The organism is Citrobacter sp. Marseille-Q3906 (assembly GCF_916618775.1).
In the GTDB taxonomy this organism is placed as follows: domain Bacteria; phylum Pseudomonadota; class Gammaproteobacteria; order Enterobacterales; family Enterobacteriaceae; genus Citrobacter; species Citrobacter murliniae.
The window spans coordinates 657,863-675,173 of the sequence record NZ_CAKAKA010000001.1; the positions used below are offsets into that span (position 1 = coordinate 657,863).

Sequence of the window (17,311 nt, forward strand, 5' to 3'; positions counted from 1 at the left end):
CTTTCCAGGCTGACAAATGAGAAAATATATCATATGATATTGGTTATCATTATCAATATCGTAGGTGAAACCATGTTGCAACGTGCGCTGGGCAGTGGATGGGGAGTGCTACTGCCGGGAATATTAATTGCCGGGCTGGCATTTACTGACCTGTCAGTTTACGCATGGAAAGCGGTGGTTGTATTAGGGTTACTACTGACTTCACTCATGCTGTATCACAAGCGATTACGGCATTTTGTTTTGCTACCTTCATGCGCAGCGCTAATTGGTGGCGTTGTTCTGATGATGATGAACTGGAATCAGGGGTGAGGTGAAACAGAAAAAACAGAAGGGAAAATAAGATAATTGGTGCGAGGGGGGGGACTTGAACCCCCACGTCCGTAAGGACACTAACACCTGAAGCTAGCGCGTCTACCAATTCCGCCACCTTCGCACAGTCATCTTACTTTTTGATATCGCCTCGTTGGTGCGAGGGGGGGGACTTGAACCCCCACGTCCGTAAGAACACTAACACCTGAAGCTAGCGCGTCTACCAATTCCGCCACCTTCGCCCAGTGCGAGCAATATCAACGTGGATTATGGTGCGAGGGGGGGGACTTGAACCCCCACGTCCGTAAGGACACTAACACCTGAAGCTAGCGCGTCTACCAATTCCGCCACCTTCGCATACCATCGATACTCAAAAAGTATCGTTACCACGGAGGCGCATTCTAGTGGTTTTCAGCTTTTCGTCAATAGTTAATTGTGCAGTCTGGGTTGATTGGTGCAAAAACGGCCATGTAAATGGCCGTTACATATTCCAGTTATGCTTTCTTCGCCTGACGCGTCATCACGGTACGGTACACTTTAAAACGTCCGGTCTGGGCGATGACTTCATGGAAGCCAAACATTTCATCCAGCACTTTCGGGTAAGGCAGGAATGCGTTGGCCACAATACGCAATTCACCGCCGCTGTTCAGATGACGAACCGCCCCGCGAATTAACGTTTGTGCGGCATCAAGACTGGTCTGCATACCGTCGTGGAATGGCGGGTTAGAGATGATCATATCAAAGCGCCCGGTCACATCGGAAAAGACGTTACTGGCGAGAACATCACCTTCAATACCATTTGCGGCCAGCGTTGCGCGGCTGGCTTCAACCGCAGATGCGCTGACATCGCACAGCGTTAAACGAACTTTCGGTGAATGGCTGGCTAATGCGACGGAGAGTACACCTGCGCCACAGCCAACATCCAGAACTTTACCTTTGGTGTGCGGTGTCAACGTTGACAGCAGCAACTGGCTGCCCACATCCAGGCCATCACGGCTGAACACACCAGGTAGCGTTTTGATGGTCAAATTGTCAACGTTGTACTCGTCCCAGTATTTTTCGGCGTCAAAGACTGGCTGTTTTTCCAGACGACCGTGATAGAGGCCACAGCGGCGCGCACTGTCGACTTTATTCAGCGGTGCGTATTCGGCCAGCATTTGTTCTGCGCTGCGTACGCCACTGCGGTTCTCACCGACGATAAAAATATCGCTGCCCACCGGCAGTAGCGACAGAATATTCATCAGTTGGAATTGGGCTTCCGGCTTATTTTTGGGCCAGTAGTAAATTAACGTATCGCTATCTGCGATGTCTTCGGCCTGTGCGACGAGGCTAAAGCGAACGTTGTCACCCATCTGACGGTTTAATACCTGCCAGTGGTGGAGTTGTTGGGTATGCGCCCGGCTGGCGGCGCTTTCGAAGTGGGCTGGCAGGTCATCTTGCAAATCACCGGCAAACAGAATACGGCTTTGTTCGAAATCATCACTGTGGCGCAGCAAGACTTCACTTGCCGGGGTAAAAGCAGACATGGAGTGCTCCTCAATTTATACAGGTTGCGATTATATACACAAAATCATTCAAGCTGTATCAAGGCGGCCTGCGGGATGACGTGTATCGTTGTTTGTTGGCGCTGATTCGACAGATTTGCTATATTTGCGCCCCTGATAGACAGGAGTGTTTCGCTATGACATCCCGACGAGACTGGCAGTTACAGCAACTGGGCATTACGCAGTGGTCGCTGCGTCGTCCTGGCGCACTGCAGGGCGAGATCGCGGTTTCAATTCCTGCGCATGTCCGTCTGGTAATGGTTGCCGCGGAGTTACCCGCGCTAACCGAACCGTTGATGAGCGATATTTTACACGCATTGACCGTCAGTCCGGATCAGGTTTTACAACTGACGCCTGACCGTGTCGCCATGCTACCACAAGGCAGTCGCTGTAATAGCTGGCGGCTGGGTACCGAAGAGCCTTTGCAGTTGGATGGCGCTCAGGTCGCCAGCCCGGCGTTTAATGAATTACGGGAAAACCCAGCGGCACGTGCCGCTTTATGGCAACAAATCTGCGCATATGAACACGATTTCTTCCCTCGGTCCGACTGATTTACCCACAGCATTTCAGATTGAAAAACGCGCCCATGCATTTCCATGGAGTGAAAAAACATTTGCCAGCAACCAGGGCGATCGTTACCTCAATTTTCAGCTCACAGTTGACGGAACGATGGCCGCCTTTGCAATTACGCAGGTGGTGCTGGATGAAGCTACGCTGTTCAATATTGCCGTCGACCCTGATTTTCAGCGTCGAGGTTTAGGACGCGAACTACTGGATCATTTGATCGATGAACTGGAAAAGCGGGGGATTCGGACGCTGTGGCTGGAGGTGCGCGCTTCGAATGCTGCGGCTATCGCGCTATATGAAAGCTTAGGCTTTAACGAAGCGACGATTCGTCGTAATTACTATCCGACAGCCGACGGTCACGAAGACGCCATTATAATGGCATTGCCAATCAGCATGTAAGACAAGGTGTAATGATGATGAAGTGGGACTGGATTTTCTTTGATGCCGATGAAACGTTGTTCACATTTGATGCGTTTACCGGCCTACAGCGGATGTTTCTCGACTATAGCATTACCTTTACCGCTGAAGATTTTCAGGACTATCAGGCCGTGAATAAGCCACTGTGGGTGGATTATCAAAACGGTGCGATAACGTCATTACAACTGCAGCATGCTCGTTTCCAGAGCTGGGCTGAGCGCCTGAACGTGCCGCCTGGCTCTCTGAACGACGCTTTTATTAATGCGATGGCGGAGATTTGCTCCCCGCTACCGGGCGCGGTTTCGCTCTTGAATGCGATTCGTGGCAAAACGAAAATTGGCATTATTACCAACGGCTTTACCGCATTGCAGCAAATCCGCCTTGAGCGTACGGGTCTGCGAGACTTTTTCGATCTGCTTGTCATTTCTGAACAGGTTGGTGTGGCAAAACCCGATCCGCGTATTTTTGATCATGCACTGACGCTGGCGGGCAATCCTGATCGCTCTCGAGTACTTATGGTGGGTGATACTGCGGAGTCAGATATTCTTGGTGGTATCAATTCCGGACTGTCCACCTGCTGGCTAAATGCACACCATCGTGAGCAGCCTGTGGGCATTCAGCCGACCTGGACGGTTGCGTCATTAAGCGAACTGGAGCAACTCCTGTGTAAACACTGATTGCCTCCCCCCTGTTGATGGGTAAAATAGCCGCAATTTTTCGTATTCAACATGCCCGGCCTGATGCCGTGCTTACCTAAGAAGATTTGACTATGACGTTGTCTCCTTATTTGCAGGAGGTGGCTAAACGCCGCACTTTTGCCATTATTTCTCACCCGGATGCCGGTAAAACGACTATCACCGAAAAGGTGCTGTTATTCGGACAGGCTATCCAGACCGCCGGTACGGTAAAAGGCCGTGGCTCCAGCCAGCATGCGAAATCTGACTGGATGGAGATGGAAAAGCAGCGTGGTATCTCCATTACTACCTCGGTAATGCAGTTTCCGTATCATGACTGTCTGGTGAACCTGCTGGACACCCCTGGGCACGAAGACTTCTCTGAGGATACTTACCGTACGCTGACGGCGGTGGACTGCTGCCTGATGGTCATCGACGCCGCAAAAGGTGTTGAAGACAGGACCCGTAAGTTGATGGAAGTTACGCGTCTGCGTGATACCCCGATCCTGACCTTTATGAACAAACTTGACCGTGATATCCGCGATCCGATGGAACTGCTGGATGAAGTGGAAAACGAGCTGAAAATCGGCTGTGCGCCGATTACGTGGCCGATTGGCTGCGGTAAATTGTTCAAGGGCGTGTATCACCTTTATAAAGATGAGACCTACCTGTACCAGACCGGTAAAGGCCATACCATCCAGGAAGTTCGTATTGTCAAAGGTCTGAATAACCCGGATCTCGACGCGGCAGTGGGTGAAGATCTGGCTCAGCAGTTGCGTGATGAGCTGGAGCTGGTTCAGGGGGCTTCTAACGAGTTTGACCATGAGCTGTTCCTGGCGGGTGAAATAACACCGGTTTTCTTCGGGACCGCACTGGGTAACTTCGGTGTAGACCATATGCTGGACGGTCTGGTGGAGTGGGCGCCAGCGCCAATGCCACGTAAAACCGATACCCGCGTAGTTGAAGCCTCAGAAGAGAAGTTCACTGGTTTCGTCTTTAAAATTCAGGCCAATATGGACCCGAAACATCGCGACCGCGTGGCGTTTATGCGTGTTGTTTCCGGAAAATATGAGAAAGGCATGAAAATGCGTCAGGTGCGCATTGGTAAAGATGTGGTGATTTCAGATGCGCTGACCTTTATGGCTGGAGATCGTTCTCACGTGGAAGAAGCGTATCCAGGCGATATCCTCGGTCTGCACAACCACGGCACCATTCAGATTGGTGATACCTTTACTCAGGGCGAAATGATGAAGTTCACCGGTATCCCGAACTTCGCACCGGAGCTGTTCCGTCGTATTCGCCTGAAAGATCCGTTGAAGCAAAAACAGCTGTTGAAAGGTCTGGTTCAGCTTTCTGAAGAAGGTGCGGTGCAGGTCTTCCGTCCGATTGCCAATAACGATCTGATCGTTGGTGCGGTCGGTGTGCTGCAGTTTGATGTGGTCGTTTCACGCCTGAAAAGCGAGTACAACGTTGAAGCGATTTATGAGTCGGTCAACGTGGCAACTGCGCGCTGGGTAGAATGTACAGACGTGAAAAAATTCGAAGAATTTAAGCGTAAAAACGAAGTTCAGCTGGCGCTGGATGGTGGTGATAATCTTACCTATATTGCCCCTACCATGGTTAACCTGAACCTCACCCAGGAACGTTATCCTGACGTTACGTTCCGTAAAACGCGCGAACACTAATCGACCTTCCAGGGTGCGGCTTCTGCCGTACCCTGCGACTTTCCCTGCCTTTTTAATCCCTTACGGAATGTTCTTAAATCCCGCATTTTATCTTCGTTTTGTCTGTTTTTTAATCTGTTTGGTCAGCGACTTCGAAATTGTGATCTATATTTAACAAAGTGATGACATAAGTGTCGGCTTTAAATGCCATGCAAATATATGTTTATGGTTGTTAGAACTGATATTTATTTTTATCACGATATTAATAACTGGTTCGGGTTGTCGTCGTGCAGAACATCAATGTGAGTACTGTTGATTGTGATGGCGACCATTGACTTCTGAATTGAGTGATTTTCGCCACATTCAGCAATGCAGCACATGTGCTGCCAATGCTCGAATTATGAGCAAAAAAACAGGATTAAATCGATGACAATGACAAGACTGAAGATTTCTAAAACGCTGCTGGCCGTGATGCTGACTTCTGCTGTTGCAACGGGTTCTGCTTTTGCAGAAAACGCGACAATGGACAAAGCGCAATCCGGTCTTGAAAGCGCGGGGCAGAAAGTCGATAGCTCTATGAACAAAGTCGGTAATTTCATGGATGACAGCTCCATCACTGCAAAAGTAAAAGCCGCGCTGGTGGATCACGAAAGTATTAAGAGCACCGATATCTCCGTCAAAACAGACCAGAAAGTGGTTACGTTAAGTGGGTTTGTTGAAAGCCAGGCCCAGGCTGAAGAAGCGGTGAAAGTAGCGAAAGGAGTTGAAGGGGTGACCTCCGTTAGCGACAAACTGCACGTTCGGGATAGCAAAAGTACGACTGTAAAAGGCTATGCGGGCGATACGGCAACCACCAGCGAAGTGAAAGCGAAACTGCTGGCTGATGACATAGTCCCTTCCCGTAAAGTGAAAGTAGAGACTACCGATGGTGTAGTTCAGCTTTCCGGAACCGTCGATTCACAGGCTCAAAGCGATCGTGCTGAGAGCATCGCCAAAGCCGTTGATGGCGTGAAAAGCGTCAAAAACGATCTCAAAACTCAGTAATTCGACTTAATTCGCCTTCCCGATGTTTGTCGGAAGGCGTGTTGTGCACCACACTAAAAAATATCGCAAATGGGCGGCCTGAGCGTCCATATCAAGCGGTTGACATTAACTATGGTAAAGGAGAAGCGTATGTTTCGTTGGGGCATCATATTTCTGGTTATCGCGTTAATTGCCGCCGCTCTGGGATTTGGTGGACTTGCGGGTACCGCTGCAGGTGCGGCAAAAATAGTCTTCGTGGTCGGGATTATCCTGTTTCTGGTTAGCCTGTTTACCGGTCGTAAACGACCCTAGCGCGTAAACCGTAAAGAAAAATTGCTACCAAGCCAGTCCAGTGGACTGGCTTTTACGGTTTTAGCGATGAGCAAATTGCGTTACTTTGTCGTTCTATCACAAAAAATACAGGAAGGCAGAGGTGGGGCAGAGAATACCCGTCACGCTCGGTAATATTGCGCCGTTATCGTTACGTCCGTTTCAACCTGGCAGTATGGCGCTGGTGTGCGAAGGCGGAGGACAAAGGGGGATCTTTACTGCAGGCGTACTGGATGAGTTCATGCGTGCGCAATTCAATCCCTTTGATTTCTACTACGGGACTTCCGCTGGCGCGCAAAATCTTTCGGCCTATCTTTGTAATCAGCCCGGTTACGGACGCAAAGTTATTATGCGTTACACCACAAAGCGTGAGTTCTTTGACCCGGTGCGATTTGTGCGCGGGGGAAATCTTATCGATCTCGACTGGCTGGTGGATTCAACATCGACGCAGATGCCGCTGGCGATTGATAACGCAGAGCGCCTGTTTGCAGCGGGAAAAGCTTTTTACATGTGCGCCTGTCGGGGAGATGACTATAGCCCGGGCTACTTTTCACCTACCCGACAGAATTGGCTCGACCTTATCCGCGCCTCCAGTGCTATTCCGGGATTCTATCGTTCGGGAGTGTTGCTTGACGGTGTCAACTATCTGGATGGGGGAATTAGCGATGCTATCCCCGTGCAGGAGGCGGCAAAGCAGGGGGCAAAAACGTTGGTGGTGATCCGCACCGTGCCCTCGCAAATGTACTATACGCCACAGTGGTTCAAGCGGATGGAGCGCTGGCTGGGGGAAAGCAGCTTGCAACCGTTGGTGAATTTAGTTCAGCATCATGAAACCAGCTATCGTGCTATTCAGAATTTTATTGAAAAACCGCCCGGTAAGCTGCGTATCTTTGAGATCTATCCGCCAAAACCGCTGCACAGTATGGCGTTAGGTAGCCGTATTCCGGCACTGAGAGAAGACTACAAAACAGGACGCCTTTGCGGTCGTTACTTTTTGGCTACCGTGGGTAAGTTGTTGGCGAAAAATACGCCGTTGCCGCGCCAGACTCCGAAGATTGTGGTGCCGGGGCCGGTGGTGGTCCCTCCTGCACCGGTTGCCAATGATGCCCATGCCCCGGTGGTTACCCACGCTCCCCAGGCCAACGATACGACATTCAATAATGAGGATCTGGCGTGAGTTATCGTTTTATCGATACGCATTGTCATTTTGATTTTCCGCCCTTTGTCGGTGATGAACCTGCCAGTATCCAGCGTGCCGCTGAGGCCGGGGTGAACAGCATCATTGTCCCGGCCACTGAGGCGGTGAATTTTTCCCGCGTGCTGGTGTTAGCACAAACCTATCCATCGTTGTTTGCCGCATTGGGTCTGCACCCCATTGTTATTGAACATCACGACGGCGACTGTCTGGATAGACTGCAACAGGAACTGGAAAAACGACCGCAGAAAGTAGTTGCCGTCGGAGAGATCGGACTGGATCTGTGGCGCGACGATCCGCACTTCGACAAGCAGGAATGGGTACTGGAGGCGCAGCTTAAGCTGGCGAAACGCTACGATATGCCGGTGATCCTGCATTCGCGCCGCACCCATGACAAGCTGGCGATGCATCTTAAACGCCACGCCCTCCCGCGAACCGGTGTAGTACACGGTTTTGCAGGAAGCATGCAGCAGGCGGAGCGCTTTGTTCAATTGGGCTATAAAATTGGCGTGGGCGGGACCATTACCTATCCACGCGCCAGTAAAACGCGTGAGGTGGTGGCGCAGTTACCGCTGGAAGCATTGCTGCTGGAAACCGACGCGCCGGATATGCCGTTAAACGGTTTTCAGGGCCAGCCTAACCGCCCGGAACAGGTGGTCCGGGTGTTTGATGTTTTATGTGAATTGCGTCCAGAGCCAGCGGACGTGATTGCTGATGTGCTGTATCGCAATACGACCGCGTTGTTTACCCTCTGATGGTCGGATAAGGCGTAGGCGCTATCCGGCAATTCACAAATATAACGCTGGATAAATCAGATTATCCACCCCGCGCTTGCGTAATTCTTTCGCCAATTGCTCCACATCCTCCGGCGTTGCGTTCGCCCACGCTTTGGCTTCGCCATATACGCCATGCGCATGGAATGCATTAAGCCGCACCGGTACGCGTCCCAGTTGGGTAATAAACGCCGCCAGTGGTTCGATATGATGCAGATAATCCACCTGACCGGGAATGACCAGCAGGCGCAATTCCGCAAGTTTTCCCCGCTCAGCCAGAAAGAGAATACTGCGCTTGATCGTCGCATTATCGCGCCCGGTAAGCTGCATATGGTATGCGCTGTCCCAGGCTTTGAAATCCAGCATTACACCGTCGCAAACCGGTAACAGCTTCTGCCAGCCGGTTTCGCCAAGCCAGCCGTTGCTGTCCACCATGCAGGTCAGGTGCTGTAACTGCGGATCGGCTTTGATCGCAGAGAATAGCGCAATCACAAAGGGGAGTTGAGTTGTGGCTTCCCCACCGCTGACGGTGATCCCCTCAATAAACAATGATGCCTTACGGATGTGGCGTAGAACCTCATTGACGCTCATGGTCTGCGCCATCGGTGTCGCCTGCTGTGGGCACATTTGCAGGCAGGTATCACATTGCTGGCAAATATCAGAATGCCACACCACTTTACTCATATTCAGGCTTAGCGCCTGATGTGGACACTGCGGAACACATTCCCCGCAATCGTTGCAGCGTCCCATCGTCCACGGGTTGTGGCAATTTTTACAGCGCAAATTACACCCCTGTAAAAAGAGGGTCAGACGACTGCCTGGCCCGTCCACGCAGGAGAAAGGGATGATCTTACTGACCGAAGCGCATCTGCTGTTCATGGCTTACCACACGAGGTTGTCGATCCAGAATACGCGTATTGCGGGCGGCTTCTTCACCCAGCCAGGTGGTATTGGTGCGAGAGCCTTCGGCGCGATATTTTTCCAGATCGGACAGGCGCACCATATAGCCGGTCACGCGTACCAAATCGTTACCGCTCACGTTGGCCGTAAACTCACGCATACCAGCTTTAAACGCCCCGAGGCAAAGTTGTACCAACGCCTGAGGATTGCGTTTGATGGTTTCATCCAGCGTTAAAATATCGCTGATCCCGGCGTGATAATACGCGTGGTGTGGTGCAACGGTTTGCAGATGGGTGATAGGATCCGGCTCATCACCATAAGGCAGACGCGCACCCGGCGTGGTGCCAATATCAGAACTGATACCCGACTGCGCATGCAGCATCGCGCGCTGCTTCCAGCCATATTTTACTGGTGTGTTTTCCACAAAGTCAGCAAGCTGGGCGCTGATACGATAGCCCATCTCATTAGCACTCTCATCCTTCCCGTAGCGGGCGCTCAGGCCGGCCTTTTCACAAAGCAGGTTTACCGCTTCCGCCAGACCGTACATCCCAAACATTGGTACAAAACGTTTGGGATCAATCAACCCTTCCTGCACCAGGAAGCTATTCTCAAAGAAATGTGATTTCTCGTAGAGGAATTCACATCGTGAATCAATGATGGCGATTTGCTGCTGACAGTAGTGCGGTAGAGTGCGCGTAAAGAAGTCATCGACAGACGTGCTGCGCTCTGCGATGGCTTTCAGATTGAGTCTGACCAGCGTACTTCCTCCCCCAGCGAGAGGCAGGGAGTTGTAACAGCTGACCACGCCATAGTGGCCTTTTGTGAAAATTTTATCATTTTCAGGGCCGTTGGAAATGTGTGGTTTGCTGCATTCGCAAATATTTTTCGCTACGTTCAACAGAAGATCGTCAGGAGTAATTTGCGGATCATAAATAAATGTCAGATTAGGGGAAACCTGCTTTAACTCTGCATCTGCACGTAAAATTGCTCGCGTAACTGGTGTGTCAGCAGGACCGATGTTGGCATGCATAAACGCATCTGGCAGCGTTCTGTCGAGATAACGCCAGAAACGTTTTATTCGAATGTCGATCTCTTCTTGTGTTAGAATTCTAACATACGGTTGCAGCAAAGCATCGATCTGCCCGAGGTAGACCGGCATCGAGGTTACTGACGGAACATGGTGGTACAGGATGGTCAGCAAGGATAATGCGTCATCAAGATCCTTTGCGCCTTCCAGTTCCAGCCATGATGAACCGTTGGCCAGAAAACGAGCGTAATCGGGTAAAACATAGCGCGGCTTGAACGGGGCATGACCTTCATACATATCGCAGATAACCCCGTCATCCAGCGCCTGGCGGGCCTCAACAGGCAAATGGGGATAAGGTAGAGCGTTCTCTGCCTCCAGCGCCAGAAAATGGCGTTTCTGTTCAGGGCTGAGCACCGGACTAGTCACGATTTGTTGGCAACGCTGTTGCAGCGCGAGTTCAGAGGACGTGGGCATCGTTGGTTCCTTTATGTGCCGAATAGGAGCTGAAGGTTAAGTGTCATTGTAGGAAGCTGTACAACATCAACCTTTGATCCGGATGCGGCTGAAGCCATCACATCCTGCCGGTAAAGGTTATTTATTTGAAGTAGATCTCATTAGAGTAATGCAAATCTGTATGTGGTTTTCATTAACTGTGATGTATATCGAAGTGTAATAGCGAGCGGATGTTAGAATACTAACAAACTCGCAAGGTGAAATTTTATACGGCGATGCCGTTGGAGAATGTTATGACCGATTTAACAGCAAGCAGCCTGCGTGCACTGAAACTGATGGATCTGACTACCCTGAATGACGACGACACGAATGAAAAAGTGATCGCGCTGTGTCATCAGGCTAAAACCCCGGTTGGTAACACGGCAGCAATCTGTATTTATCCGCGTTTCATCCCTATTGCTCGTAAAACTCTGAAAGAGCAGGGCACGCCGGACATCCGCATTGCCACAGTGACAAACTTCCCGCACGGCAACGACGACATCGAGATTGCGCTGGCAGAAACCCGCGCCGCTATCGCTTACGGTGCGGACGAAGTTGACGTGGTATTCCCGTACCGTGCGCTGATTGCTGGTAACGAGCAGATTGGTTTCGATCTGGTTAAAGCCTGTAAAGACGCATGTGCTGCGGCAAATGTGCTGCTGAAAGTGATTATCGAAACAGGCGAACTGAAAGAAGAAGCCTTGATTCGTAAAGCCTCTGAAATCTCCATCAAAGCCGGTGCTGATTTCATCAAAACCTCTACCGGTAAAGTACCCGTAAATGCGACGCCGGAAAGCGCACGCATCATGATGGAAGTGATCCGCGATATGGGTGTGGAAAAAACGGTTGGCTTCAAACCGGCTGGCGGCGTACGTACTGCGGAAGACGCACAGCAGTTCCTGGCTATTGCGGACGAACTGTTTGGTGCTGATTGGGCTGATTCCCGCCACTACCGCTTCGGTGCATCCAGCCTGCTGGCTAGCTTGTTGAAAGCGCTGGGTCACGGTGATGGTAAGAGCGCAAGCAGCTACTAAGTTTCAATTGCCCATCGTAGGCCGGACAAGGTGTTAGTCACCCTCCGGCATCAATACGACTTGCCGGGTGGCATCTTGCTTACCCGGCCCATAATCGGGAGGTTACCTTGTTTCTCGCACAAGAAATTATTCGTAAAAAACGTGATGGTCATGCGCTGAGCGATGAAGAAATTCGTTTCTTTATCAATGGTATTCGCGATAACACCATCTCTGAAGGGCAAATCGCCGCCCTGGCGATGACTATTTTCTTCCACGATATGACAATGCCAGAGCGTGTTTCGCTGACCATGGCAATGCGTGATTCAGGAACCGTGCTGGACTGGAAGAGTCTGCAACTGAACGGCCCGATTGTGGATAAACACTCTACCGGTGGCGTGGGTGACGTAACGTCACTGATGTTAGGCCCGATGGTCGCTGCATGCGGTGGTTATATTCCGATGATCTCCGGGCGTGGTCTGGGCCATACCGGTGGTACGCTTGATAAACTGGAAGCCATTCCGGGATTTGACATCTTCCCGGATGACGCTCGATTCCGTGAAATTATTAAAGACGTGGGTGTTGCGATTATTGGTCAAACCAGCTCGCTTGCACCGGCGGATAAACGTTTTTATGCCACCCGCGACATTACCGCGACCGTGGACTCCATCCCACTGATTACTGGCTCTATTCTGGCGAAAAAATTGGCGGAAGGGCTGGATGCATTGGTGATGGACGTGAAAGTAGGCAGCGGTGCCTTTATGCCGACCTATGAACTTTCTGCTGCCCTTGCCGAAGCGATTGTTGGTGTGGCGAATGGTGCGGGTGTGCGTACTACCGCACTGTTAACCGATATGAATCAGGTGCTGGCCTCCAGCGCCGGTAACGCGGTAGAAGTTCGCGAAGCTGTACAGTTCCTGACGGGTGAATACCGTAACCCGCGTCTGTTTGACGTCACCATGGCGCTGTGCGTGGAGATGCTGATCTCCGGCAAACTTGCGAAAGACGATGCTGAAGCCCGCGCCAGGTTGCAGGCGGTACTGGATAACGGTAAAGCGGCGGAAATTTTTGGTCGCATGGTTGCGGCGCAGAAGGGACCGACCGATTTTGTCGAAAACTATGCGAAGTACCTCCCGACGGCAATGCTCAGCAAAGCGGTATATGCTGATACCGAAGGTTTCGTTAGCGCGATGGATACCCGTGCACTGGGTATGGCGGTAGTTTCCATGGGCGGCGGTCGCCGTCAGGCATCTGACACGATTGATTACAGCGTCGGCTTTACTGATATGGCGCGTTTGGGTGACAGCGTAGATGGACAGCGTCCGCTGGCAGTGATCCACGCCAAAGATGAAGCCAGCTGGCAGGAAGCGGCGAAAGCCGTCAAAGCGGCAATCAGCCTTGACGACAAAGCGCCAGAAATTACACCGACAGTCTATCGTCGTATTACCGAATAACTGTATACTGATCTGATCGCTTTTTTGCGGCGCAGATGTATGGAGAACAAGATGAAACGTGCATTTATTATGGTGCTGGACTCCTTTGGTATTGGTGCGACTGAAGATGCGGATCGCTTTGGCGACGTAGGTTCAGACACTATGGGACATATTGCAGAAGCCTGTGCGAAGGGCGAAGCTGACAATGGTCGCAAAGGTCCGCTGAATCTGCCTAACCTGACCCGTCTGGGCCTGGTGAAAGCTCACGAAGGTTCTACCGGTAAAATTGCGGCCGGTATGGACGGCAATGCGGAAGTCATTGGCGCTTACGCATGGGCGCATGAACTCTCTTCCGGGAAAGACACTCCGTCTGGTCACTGGGAAATCGCTGGTGTTCCGGTTCTGTTTGACTGGGGCTATTTCTCCGATCATGAAAACAGCTTCCCACAAGAGCTACTGGATAAACTGGTAAAACGTGCCAACCTGCCGGGCTATCTCGGTAATTGCCACTCTTCCGGTACGGTGATTCTGGACCAACTGGGCGAAGAACATATGAAAACCGGCAAGCCGATTTTCTACACTTCGGCTGACTCCGTATTCCAGATTGCCTGCCATGAAGAGACCTATGGCCTGGATAAACTCTACGAGCTGTGCGAAATCGCACGCGAAGAGCTGACTGAAGGTGGCTACAACATTGGCCGCGTTATCGCGCGTCCGTTTATCGGCGATAAGGCCGGTAACTTCCAGCGTACCGGTAACCGTCACGACCTGGCCGTCGAACCGCCAGCACCGACGGTACTGCAGAAACTGGTTGACGAGAAAAAAGGCCATGTCGTATCCGTTGGTAAAATTGCGGACATTTACGCGAACTGCGGTATCACTAAAAAAGTGAAAGCGACGGGTCTGGACGCACTGTTCGACGCAACGATCAAAGAGATGAAAGAAGCGGGTGATGAGACCATCGTCTTCACTAACTTCGTCGACTTTGACTCCTCCTGGGGACACCGCCGCGACATCGCCGGTTATGCTGCAGGTCTGGAGCTGTTCGACCGCCGTCTGCCTGAGCTGATGGAGCTGGTGGGGGAAGATGACATTCTGATCCTGACCGCTGACCACGGTTGCGATCCGAGCTGGACTGGTACCGATCACACCCGTGAACACATTCCGGTGCTGATCTATGGCCCGAAAGTAAAACCCGGCTCTTTAGGTCACCGTGAAACATTCGCGGATATTGGTCAGACGCTGGCAAGCTACTTCGGTACGTCGCCAATGGACTACGGTAAAAACATGCTGTAATACCCGTTGTCTTTCGCGCCGTAGGCTCGTTGACTTCATTCGTTCACCCCGGTCACATAGTGAATCTATGCTCCTGTGGTGAACGAAATAGCCGCCTTCCTACAACGTGAAATCCTTAGGGTATTTCCACTATTTAATTAAGGATAATTTATGGCAACTCCACATATTAATGCAGAAATGGGTGATTTCGCTGACGTCGTATTGATGCCTGGCGACCCGCTGCGTGCTAAGCACATTGCTGAAACTTTCCTCGAAGATGTCCGCGAAGTAAACAACGTTCGTGGCATGTTAGGTTTCACCGGTACTTACAAAGGCCGTAAGATCTCAGTTATGGGTCATGGCATGGGTATCCCATCCTGCTCTATCTACACCAAAGAACTGATCACCGATTTCGGCGTGAAGAAAATCATTCGCGTGGGTTCCTGTGGTGCGGTGCGTATGGATGTCAAACTGCGTGACGTGGTAATTGGTATGGGTGCATGCACCGATTCCAAAGTTAACCGTATCCGCTTTAAAGATCATGATTTTGCCGCTATTGCTGATTTCGACATGGTGCGTAACGCTGTTGATGCTGCAAAAGCTCTGGGTGTAGATGCGCGTGTTGGCAACCTGTTCTCCGCCGATCTGTTCTACTCCCCGGACGGCGAAATGTTCGACGTAATGGAAAAATACGGCGTGCTGGGTGTGGAAATGGAAGCTGCGGGTATCTACGGCGTTGCGGCTGAGTTTGGTGCGAAAGCGCTGACCATTTGCACCGTATCTGACCATATCCGTACTCATGAGCAGACTACTGCTGCTGAGCGTCAGACGACCTTCAACGACATGATCAAAATCGCGCTGGAATCTGTTCTGCTGGGCGATAAAGAATAAGTTCGGTTTGTGCCCGGTGACGCTTTGCTTACCGGGTCTATAATACTGCCGGATAAGGCGTAGCCTCCATCCGGCAGTTATCTCAATTGCTTAACGCACTGCTCTGGCAATCCATGCCGAAAGCTCCCGGAGTTCTTCTTTCTGGTCCGGGAAGTCGACCAACAATGCCTCGCACTCATGCTGCAACATATCAGCGCGGTACAGACATCCTTGCAGACGATTCGCCAACGCTTCTAACGGGGCGGGGTTGAGGCTGTCAGTGAAGGCCTGCGCGCGGGTAATATGCCCTTTTTCAACGTCGAAATGCAGTTCTACGCCGCCCCAGGTGAAGCGCTCATCCAGCAGATGCGAAAAAGCAGGAGCCTGGCCAAAATTCCACTCCCAACTGCTCTGGCGAGCGAAAGTTTCGGCAAAATTAGGTAGATCCGGTGTTTTGTCGGGAGAGATAATCTCTGCTTCTACACGTTCACCGTAGTGGGCAAAAAAGGCATCGGTTACTGCCTTGCACACCTGTTCATGGGTGACGCCCGGCAGCAATTCAGTAAGATTCGCAACGCGTGAGCGTACGGAGGTAATCCCTTTGGCGGCGAGTTTCTTTTTATCCGGATTTAGATAGTTAGCCAAACGGCTGAGATCGGCATTTAACAGCAGTGTGCCGTGGTGGAAGCCACGGTCTTTGGTTTCCCGATAGGCAGAGCCAGATACTTTGCGATCGCCCTCGGCAGTTTTGACGACCAGATCGTTGCGCCCGGATGCATCAGCATCGACTCCAAGAGAAGCTAATGCATTGAGTACGATAGTGGTGGATATGGTTTTGTCGTATTCTGGTTTGCCTGCCATAAAGGTAAAGCAAGTATTACCCAGATCGTGAAATACCGCGCCGCCGCCGCTGCTGCGACGCGCAAGCCGGACGTTGTCTTCTTCCATGCGCCGGGTATTGCACTCTTTCCACGGATTTTGCGCCCGGCCAATGACTACCGTATCAGCGTTGCGCCATAAAAACAGAACGCGCTGCGTAGCGGGCATTTGACGAAAAATGCACTCTTCAACGGCCAGGTTAAACCATGGATCGTAAGAGTCAGAGATGAGCAGGCGTAATGTTGTCATGGTCGATTTCCTTTCTGGTAAATTACTCTTTTTTCTCAGTGTCTTCTTCCTGTACCGGTTTGTTGGCGGTAAGCAGGAACGGGGATTGTTGCCAACGGGTACGCTTGCCTTGAAGTAGTGTTCGGGTCAACACTACACCAATAGCCAGTGACAGAAGCAGCATCAGGCGTAGAATGTTGGTGGTGTTATCCACCTGCTTCGCCTCAGTGGCGAGTGTGTGGGTATCAAGCGTCAGGCGTAGATAGCCCAGCGGGCCGTTTTTCCCCTGAATGGGTTCGACAATCTGCTGATTAAAATAGCCACCGGCTTTTTTACCGTCCAGCGCCAGCCGATCACGTACATCCACGCTCTCACCGGCATGTGTAATGAGATCGCCCTGTTCATCATAGACTCCCGCATCCAGAATACGGCTCTCTTCGGTGAGCTGATGTAGTACGAAAGCAATACGTTTCTCATCCGGTGTTTCGGTTCGCATCAGTGGTGCGACGTTTAACGCGACCTGGCGAGCCAGCGTGCGAGCCAATTCTTCCAGCTGCGGGTTACGCTGCTGTTGATGGCTTTGACTAAACCATGATGCGCCTTGCATGAGTGCGACGAGTAGCGCGAGGCAGGACAATACAATCACTGCACGATGAAGTCGGAATTTCAGTTTTGCGCGAGCCATATTCCACCTACTGAAA

Annotated in this window: 18 protein-coding genes and 3 tRNA genes; 13 read left to right on the top strand and 8 right to left on the bottom strand. The window is 51.4% G+C overall.

Annotation, left to right across the window (positions count from 1 at the left end; translation table 11 throughout):
* Positions 1-33 precede the first annotated feature (33 nt).
* Positions 34-309, top strand: a complete 276-nt coding sequence (locus LG384_RS03070; RefSeq protein WP_045439455.1) for a DUF1435 domain-containing protein — start codon at positions 34-36, stop codon at positions 307-309.
* A gap of 37 nt (positions 310-346) precedes the next feature.
* On the opposite strand, the gene LG384_RS03075 is transcribed toward LG384_RS03070, so the two are convergent.
* From LG384_RS03075 to rsmC, 4 genes are all read right to left on the bottom strand, one after another.
* A tRNA-Leu gene (locus LG384_RS03075) sits at positions 347-433 on the bottom strand.
* A 31-nt stretch (positions 434-464) separates the two neighbouring features.
* Positions 465-551: transfer RNA gene (locus tag LG384_RS03080), tRNA-Leu, on the bottom strand.
* A 28-nt stretch (positions 552-579) separates the two neighbouring features.
* Positions 580-666, bottom strand: a tRNA-Leu gene (locus LG384_RS03085).
* A gap of 137 nt (positions 667-803) precedes the next feature.
* A complete protein-coding gene (gene rsmC / locus LG384_RS03090) occupies positions 804-1,835 on the bottom strand; it encodes a 16S rRNA (guanine(1207)-N(2))-methyltransferase RsmC (RefSeq protein WP_225760437.1) in 1,032 nt (343 codons plus the stop codon).
* Between the two features lie 155 nt (positions 1,836-1,990).
* Between rsmC and holD the strand changes: the two genes are divergently transcribed.
* The 8 genes from holD to LG384_RS03130 all read left to right on the top strand — a co-directional run bounded on the left by holD (position 1,991) and on the right by LG384_RS03130 (position 8,478).
* Entirely contained in the window at positions 1,991-2,404 is a 414-nt protein-coding gene (holD, locus tag LG384_RS03095) for a DNA polymerase III subunit psi (protein ID WP_045439461.1), read from the top strand.
* Positions 2,373-2,819, top strand: coding sequence for a ribosomal protein S18-alanine N-acetyltransferase (rimI, locus tag LG384_RS03100; RefSeq protein WP_045439463.1), 447 nt, complete (start codon positions 2,373-2,375; stop codon positions 2,817-2,819). The genes holD and rimI overlap by 32 nt, the downstream gene beginning before the upstream one ends.
* Before the next feature lie 17 nt (positions 2,820-2,836).
* Positions 2,837-3,514, top strand: a complete 678-nt coding sequence (gene yjjG / locus LG384_RS03105) for a pyrimidine 5'-nucleotidase (protein ID WP_045449431.1) — start codon at positions 2,837-2,839, stop codon at positions 3,512-3,514.
* 92 nt (positions 3,515-3,606) lie between these two features.
* Complete coding sequence (prfC, locus tag LG384_RS03110; RefSeq protein ID WP_045439466.1) at positions 3,607-5,196, top strand: peptide chain release factor 3; 1,590 nt, start codon at positions 3,607-3,609, stop codon at positions 5,194-5,196.
* 405 nt (positions 5,197-5,601) lie between these two features.
* Positions 5,602-6,219: a molecular chaperone OsmY gene (osmY, locus tag LG384_RS03115; RefSeq protein WP_045439469.1), complete on the top strand. Its 618-nt coding sequence runs from the start codon at positions 5,602-5,604 to the stop codon at positions 6,217-6,219.
* Positions 6,220-6,348: 129 nt separating this feature from the next.
* Positions 6,349-6,510, top strand: a complete 162-nt coding sequence (locus tag LG384_RS03120) for a DUF1328 domain-containing protein (protein ID WP_003019081.1) — start codon at positions 6,349-6,351, stop codon at positions 6,508-6,510.
* 121 nt (positions 6,511-6,631) lie between these two features.
* Positions 6,632-7,705 carry a patatin family protein gene (locus LG384_RS03125; protein ID WP_045439472.1) on the top strand — a complete coding sequence of 358 codons (1,074 nt, stop codon included), beginning with the start codon at positions 6,632-6,634 and terminating at the stop codon, positions 7,703-7,705.
* The gene (locus LG384_RS03130) at positions 7,702-8,478 is read left to right on the top strand and encodes a metal-dependent hydrolase (RefSeq protein ID WP_045439475.1); all 777 of its coding nucleotides are present in this window, start codon (positions 7,702-7,704) and stop codon (positions 8,476-8,478) included. The genes LG384_RS03125 and LG384_RS03130 overlap by 4 nt, the downstream gene beginning before the upstream one ends.
* Before the next feature lie 33 nt (positions 8,479-8,511).
* Here LG384_RS03130 and LG384_RS03135 read toward each other — a convergent pair whose 3' ends face one another.
* Entirely contained in the window at positions 8,512-9,375 is an 864-nt protein-coding gene (locus LG384_RS03135; protein WP_225760438.1) for a YjjW family glycine radical enzyme activase, read from the bottom strand.
* Positions 9,347-10,897 carry a YjjI family glycine radical enzyme gene (locus LG384_RS03140; RefSeq protein ID WP_200011374.1) on the bottom strand — a complete coding sequence of 517 codons (1,551 nt, stop codon included), beginning with the start codon at positions 10,895-10,897 and terminating at the stop codon, positions 9,347-9,349. Before LG384_RS03140 ends, LG384_RS03135 begins: the two co-directional genes overlap by 29 nt.
* A 272-nt stretch (positions 10,898-11,169) precedes the next feature.
* Between LG384_RS03140 and deoC the strand changes: the two genes are divergently transcribed.
* The 4 genes from deoC to deoD all read left to right on the top strand — a co-directional run bounded on the left by deoC (position 11,170) and on the right by deoD (position 15,524).
* A complete protein-coding gene (deoC, locus tag LG384_RS03145) occupies positions 11,170-11,949 on the top strand; it encodes a deoxyribose-phosphate aldolase (protein WP_197086132.1) in 780 nt (259 codons plus the stop codon).
* A gap of 107 nt (positions 11,950-12,056) precedes the next feature.
* A complete protein-coding gene (gene deoA, locus LG384_RS03150) occupies positions 12,057-13,379 on the top strand; it encodes a thymidine phosphorylase (RefSeq protein WP_045439487.1) in 1,323 nt (440 codons plus the stop codon).
* A gap of 51 nt (positions 13,380-13,430) precedes the next feature.
* Complete coding sequence (gene deoB, locus LG384_RS03155; protein ID WP_045439490.1) at positions 13,431-14,654, top strand: phosphopentomutase; 1,224 nt, start codon at positions 13,431-13,433, stop codon at positions 14,652-14,654.
* Between the two features lie 150 nt (positions 14,655-14,804).
* Positions 14,805-15,524, top strand: coding sequence for a purine-nucleoside phosphorylase (gene deoD / locus LG384_RS03160; protein WP_000224864.1), 720 nt, complete (start codon positions 14,805-14,807; stop codon positions 15,522-15,524).
* Between the two features lie 90 nt (positions 15,525-15,614).
* On the opposite strand, the gene lplA is transcribed toward deoD, so the two are convergent.
* Both lplA and LG384_RS03170 read right to left on the bottom strand, forming a co-directional pair.
* The gene (gene lplA / locus LG384_RS03165) at positions 15,615-16,631 is read right to left on the bottom strand and encodes a lipoate--protein ligase LplA (protein ID WP_048222115.1); all 1,017 of its coding nucleotides are present in this window, start codon (positions 16,629-16,631) and stop codon (positions 15,615-15,617) included.
* 22 nt (positions 16,632-16,653) lie between these two features.
* Complete coding sequence (locus LG384_RS03170; RefSeq protein ID WP_045439500.1) at positions 16,654-17,295, bottom strand: YtjB family periplasmic protein; 642 nt, start codon at positions 17,293-17,295, stop codon at positions 16,654-16,656.
* Between the last annotated feature and the right edge of the window lie 16 nt (positions 17,296-17,311).

Bases quoted from the DNA above. Each gene is read 5' to 3' on its own strand.
- LG384_RS03135 (WP_225760438.1), bottom strand. From the start codon at position 9,375: ATGAACAGCAGATGCGCTTCGGTCAGTAAGATCATCCCTTTCTCCTGC.
- LG384_RS03170 (WP_045439500.1), bottom strand. From the start codon at position 17,295: ATGGCTCGCGCAAAACTGAAATTCCGACTTCATCGTGCAGTGATTGTA.
- lplA (WP_048222115.1), bottom strand. From the start codon at position 16,631: ATGACAACATTACGCCTGCTCATCTCTGACTCTTACGATCCATGGTTT.
- LG384_RS03070 (WP_045439455.1), top strand. From the start codon at position 34: ATGATATTGGTTATCATTATCAATATCGTAGGTGAAACCATGTTGCAA.
- deoC (WP_197086132.1), top strand. From the start codon at position 11,170: ATGACCGATTTAACAGCAAGCAGCCTGCGTGCACTGAAACTGATGGAT.
- LG384_RS03140 (WP_200011374.1), bottom strand. From the start codon at position 10,897: ATGCCCACGTCCTCTGAACTCGCGCTGCAACAGCGTTGCCAACAAATC.
- deoB (WP_045439490.1), top strand. From the start codon at position 13,431: ATGAAACGTGCATTTATTATGGTGCTGGACTCCTTTGGTATTGGTGCG.
- holD (WP_045439461.1), top strand. From the start codon at position 1,991: ATGACATCCCGACGAGACTGGCAGTTACAGCAACTGGGCATTACGCAG.
- prfC (WP_045439466.1), top strand. From the start codon at position 3,607: ATGACGTTGTCTCCTTATTTGCAGGAGGTGGCTAAACGCCGCACTTTT.
- LG384_RS03120 (WP_003019081.1), top strand. From the start codon at position 6,349: ATGTTTCGTTGGGGCATCATATTTCTGGTTATCGCGTTAATTGCCGCC.
- osmY (WP_045439469.1), top strand. From the start codon at position 5,602: ATGACAATGACAAGACTGAAGATTTCTAAAACGCTGCTGGCCGTGATG.
- rsmC (WP_225760437.1), bottom strand. From the start codon at position 1,835: ATGTCTGCTTTTACCCCGGCAAGTGAAGTCTTGCTGCGCCACAGTGAT.
- rimI (WP_045439463.1), top strand. From the start codon at position 2,373: ATGAACACGATTTCTTCCCTCGGTCCGACTGATTTACCCACAGCATTT.
- yjjG (WP_045449431.1), top strand. From the start codon at position 2,837: ATGAAGTGGGACTGGATTTTCTTTGATGCCGATGAAACGTTGTTCACA.
- deoD (WP_000224864.1), top strand. From the start codon at position 14,805: ATGGCAACTCCACATATTAATGCAGAAATGGGTGATTTCGCTGACGTC.